Genomic DNA, 3,492 nt, shown 5'->3' with positions numbered 1-3,492 from the left:
TCCTCCTTATGCCGAGCGAGTGATTATGCCGAGTCAGCGGCAAAACACCGCATGTTTTCGGTATTTATACCTTTTTGACTCAGCATAATACGTCACTTAAATGAATTCAGGAAGGACATGAGATCTGTATCTTTCGTCCAATCCGGGAATTCTGTTTCGCCAGTTACTTTCGGGGCAAGTTTATTGACTGCTTCTGTTTTCAAACGGTTGTCCGCCCGGATATAGACCATCGTGGTGGAGATATCCTCATGGCCAAGAAAGTCCCGGATATAAACGATGTTAATTCCAGCCTCCAACATGTGCATTGCTTTGCTGTGCCGGAAGCCATGTGCATGGATTTCAGGAAATGATTGATCCTTACGCTGGATTTCATGTACATACTTACGGATGATATAGTTGACTCCATCACGGCTCAGCTTCGCCTGCCTCTGGTTGACAACCAGAGGCTGATCAGCCGCAACAGTCCTCCGTTGCCGTTTGATATATTCAGAAACCAGTTTTGCCGTATTACGGGCAATCGCTACGGTACGATATTTATTCCCTTTTCCATGGAGACGCACTGTGGGATTGCTCCCAGTCTGGATATCCCGGATTGCTATATCACAGAGTTCCTGCACACGGCATCCACTGTCATAAAGGAGTGTCAGGATTACCCGGTGACGCAGCCCGTTTTCCGTATTGATATCCGGACAGTTGATCAATTCCCGGATCTGGTCGGTTGACAGGAAAGCAATCTCACGCATTGAGGCTTTTTGGGATTTGATCCCCTGCACAAGCTGCAGTGGTCCAAGACATTCTAAACACTGTACACCGGCATACTCAGAAAAAGATTTAATAGCTGCCAGCCGCTGATTCGCTGTGGCAACACTGCATCCCCGGTTCCTCAGCCATTCAAGATACTCTATGATGAGGACACGGTTAAATCTTTGCATCGTGAAATCTGTAAGCCGGATCTTTTTGGATTCAGTCAGAAAAACAGCAAACAGCTTTAAGGCATCTTTATAGCTGAGAACCGTGTTCCTGGAATAGTTTCTCTGCAACGGCAGAAAATCTGTCAGGAACCCTGTGACCAACTGCGCAAAATCAGTAGAATTCGTGTTCATGGAACGCCACCTCCTGGATGATATCCGGAAAGGCCGCTTCCAGATGTTCCCGGACAAACGGGAATGCTGCAGACGTCAGTTTCAGGTAATAAGCGGTCTCTTCAAAACTTTCGTGCCCGAGCATGGTGCGCATGTAAGGAAGATATGCCAGCAGGTCTTTCCCTTCTTCTGACCACTTTAAGAGAAGGTTCACACAGTAAGTATGCCGGAAATCATGGATGCGGGGACCTCGTCCTGTATGAGGGATCCCTGCTTTGTCCAGATACCGCCGGAAGTTATGGTACAGGTTTTGCAGCGTCATTTCACGCCCGGGCCGTACTAGGAAAAAGAATTCATTCTCCGATGAACTGCTGTGGATCTGATCTTTCAGTTCCAGGCATCTGGAAACAAGATCCGGATGGATCGGTACGAGCCGGTCCTTCTGATTTTTTCCTGAAATGACACGGATATAGCCATTTGCGAGGTTTACATCACGGATCTTTGCCAGCCGTAACTCGGATACCCTCATTCCACTTGTATAAAGGATCCGGAAAAACACTGGCATGACAAGGGCCCGGTAGGGACACTCGGATGGTACAGACTGACTGGCATCAACCGCAGCAAAAAAGCGTCCCAATTCGTCCGGGGTGTAGATGTGTGCGTCATATTTCTCCGGATGCCTTGTCAGTCCATGAGGAGGTATATATGCAGGTATCCCCATACCATTGAGATATTTGCAGAATACACGGAGGCTGCTGATTCTGTGGGCATGATTCGCCGCACTTTCGTAGCTGCGTTTCTGACACCAGTGATCACAGAGATCCTGGGAAATCCTCTTTTCAGTGAGCTGATGCTGGCAGAAAAACTTATCGATCCTGCGGAATGCGGCAGCCTCGGCTTCATATTTGAATCCCAGGGATTGTTTTAAAACGATCAATCCACAGAATTCATCCCGAAAAACGCTGTTGAATCCTGAATTATCCATAGGCGTTCACTGGTGGGGCAAGGACGCACTCCGAAAGCTTTTTCAGATCTGTCTTTAAGTAGATGCCTGTTACATCTGTATCGGAATGGCCCATGATCGAAGTGATAACAGGGAGCGGTGTTTCCATCTCAAGAAGCATGGAGCCTGCACAGTGACGCAGGGAGTGGAACCCTGAATGACGGTCCTTATCCCTGCGGATGCCTGCTTTGCGCATATGGCAGATGATCCGGTTTACCAGATGATCGTTATCTGAAAGCGGATCAAAAGGCGGCATATGTTTTATAAAAACAACATCCGTATCATAATACTTCGGACGCCCGTTTTTGATATAGTCAATGACCGCCCAGCCTACGGCATCCGGTATAGGTAGGGAAAGCGGCTTATGCGTTTTATGCTGGATCATGGAGATTTTTTTATTGCTCCAGTCGAAGTTGCCAAACCGGAGATTTTTGATATCGCTGACCCTCAGCCCAAGAATACATGCCATCAGGATCATAGCGTAATCCCTTTTCCCGATCGGACTGGAACGGTCAACTGCATGCAGCAGCTCCTGCAGCTCCTCTGTTGTCCAGACAGATGGGATCTTTGACTTTTTGGATACCGCCGGCATATGTATCTCTGAGGCCAGGTTTGCGAAAACCATTCCAGTTTCCTGGAGATAGCGGAGGAAGTGGCGTATCGCACAGACATTCTACTCCACCGTTTTAAAACTGTATCCAGCCAATGTTCTGAGATATCCATTACAGGTATCCAGGCAGACAGCACTGACCGGTCGTATTCCTTTTTGTGAAAGGTAATCCATAAATACCATAGAGATAGATGTATAATGACCGATCGTACTCTTTGAGAGTCCTGAACTTGAAAGCGCATTGCAATAGCCCGTATGAATACCAGCGTAATACGGATTCAGCCGGATGGGATTTTTCGAGGCATAGTATCTCCGGGTCAGTACCTGGTGGAGACGGTAATCTTCCAGCATATGTACGACTCTCAGGAGCTGTACCCGCTGCTGTGAAAGAGTTCCGTCATTATATTTGGTCTGAAATCCATACTGTTTTTCCAGATAGGCCAGCCCTCGCTCCATATCGAATCCTTCATCTCCGTATTCTGTCATCAGAAACGATTGGATCTTCTTCCATTCACGTTCATAAAACTGGATGGTCACTGGATTATAGTGGTTATCTAACAAAAGATTTTTTAATCCATCCGTAATCTCTTTCATTGTCATGGCAGCTTCTCCTTCCTGTTCGTTGATAGGTAGAGCATAGCAAAAAAACCAATGAATTATCAGTCTTATAGTGAACGGATTTATCCTGCATACTAAAAGGTTGGAGGCGGTATTATGCGGAGTGATTTATAATAAAATGCCGGAAACATCGCATTTATGCTGATTGACTCAGCATAATGAAAGTGTCCGCATAAGGA

The 3,492-nt window shown here is 46.8% G+C and carries 4 protein-coding genes; all 4 read right to left on the bottom strand.

Annotation, left to right across the window (positions count from 1 at the left end):
- Positions 1-92: 92 nt before the first annotated feature.
- The 4 genes from AOA56_RS14720 to AOA56_RS16150 are packed head-to-tail and all read right to left on the bottom strand — an operon-like array spanning position 93 to position 3,295.
- Entirely contained in the window at positions 93-1,103 is a 1,011-nt protein-coding gene (locus tag AOA56_RS14720) for a tyrosine-type recombinase/integrase (RefSeq protein WP_053769981.1), read from the bottom strand.
- Positions 1,084-2,067: a tyrosine-type recombinase/integrase gene (locus AOA56_RS14715; protein WP_053769980.1), complete on the bottom strand. Its 984-nt coding sequence runs from the start codon at positions 2,065-2,067 to the stop codon at positions 1,084-1,086. Before AOA56_RS14715 ends, AOA56_RS14720 begins: the two co-directional genes overlap by 20 nt.
- On the bottom strand, positions 2,060-2,710 hold the full coding sequence (locus AOA56_RS16155) for a site-specific integrase (protein WP_242843471.1): 651 nt from the start codon (positions 2,708-2,710) through the stop codon (positions 2,060-2,062). The genes AOA56_RS14715 and AOA56_RS16155 overlap by 8 nt, the downstream gene beginning before the upstream one ends.
- 48 nt (positions 2,711-2,758) lie before the next feature.
- Entirely contained in the window at positions 2,759-3,295 is a 537-nt protein-coding gene (locus AOA56_RS16150; RefSeq protein WP_053769979.1) for a hypothetical protein, read from the bottom strand.
- Positions 3,296-3,492: the final 197 nt, after the last annotated feature.

It is taken from the genome of Sellimonas intestinalis, from assembly GCF_001280875.1.
GTDB lineage: Bacteria > Bacillota > Clostridia > Lachnospirales > Lachnospiraceae > Sellimonas > Sellimonas intestinalis.
Note: the sequence above shows the minus strand (reverse complement) of the source record. Positions and strands in the feature narration are given on the sequence as shown.

Bases quoted from the DNA above. Each gene is read 5' to 3' on its own strand.
- AOA56_RS16155 (WP_242843471.1), bottom strand. From the start codon at position 2,710: ATGGTTTTCGCAAACCTGGCCTCAGAGATACATATGCCGGCGGTATCC.
- AOA56_RS14720 (WP_053769981.1), bottom strand. From the start codon at position 1,103: ATGAACACGAATTCTACTGATTTTGCGCAGTTGGTCACAGGGTTCCTG.
- AOA56_RS14715 (WP_053769980.1), bottom strand. From the start codon at position 2,067: ATGGATAATTCAGGATTCAACAGCGTTTTTCGGGATGAATTCTGTGGA.
- AOA56_RS16150 (WP_053769979.1), bottom strand. From the start codon at position 3,295: ATGACAATGAAAGAGATTACGGATGGATTAAAAAATCTTTTGTTAGAT.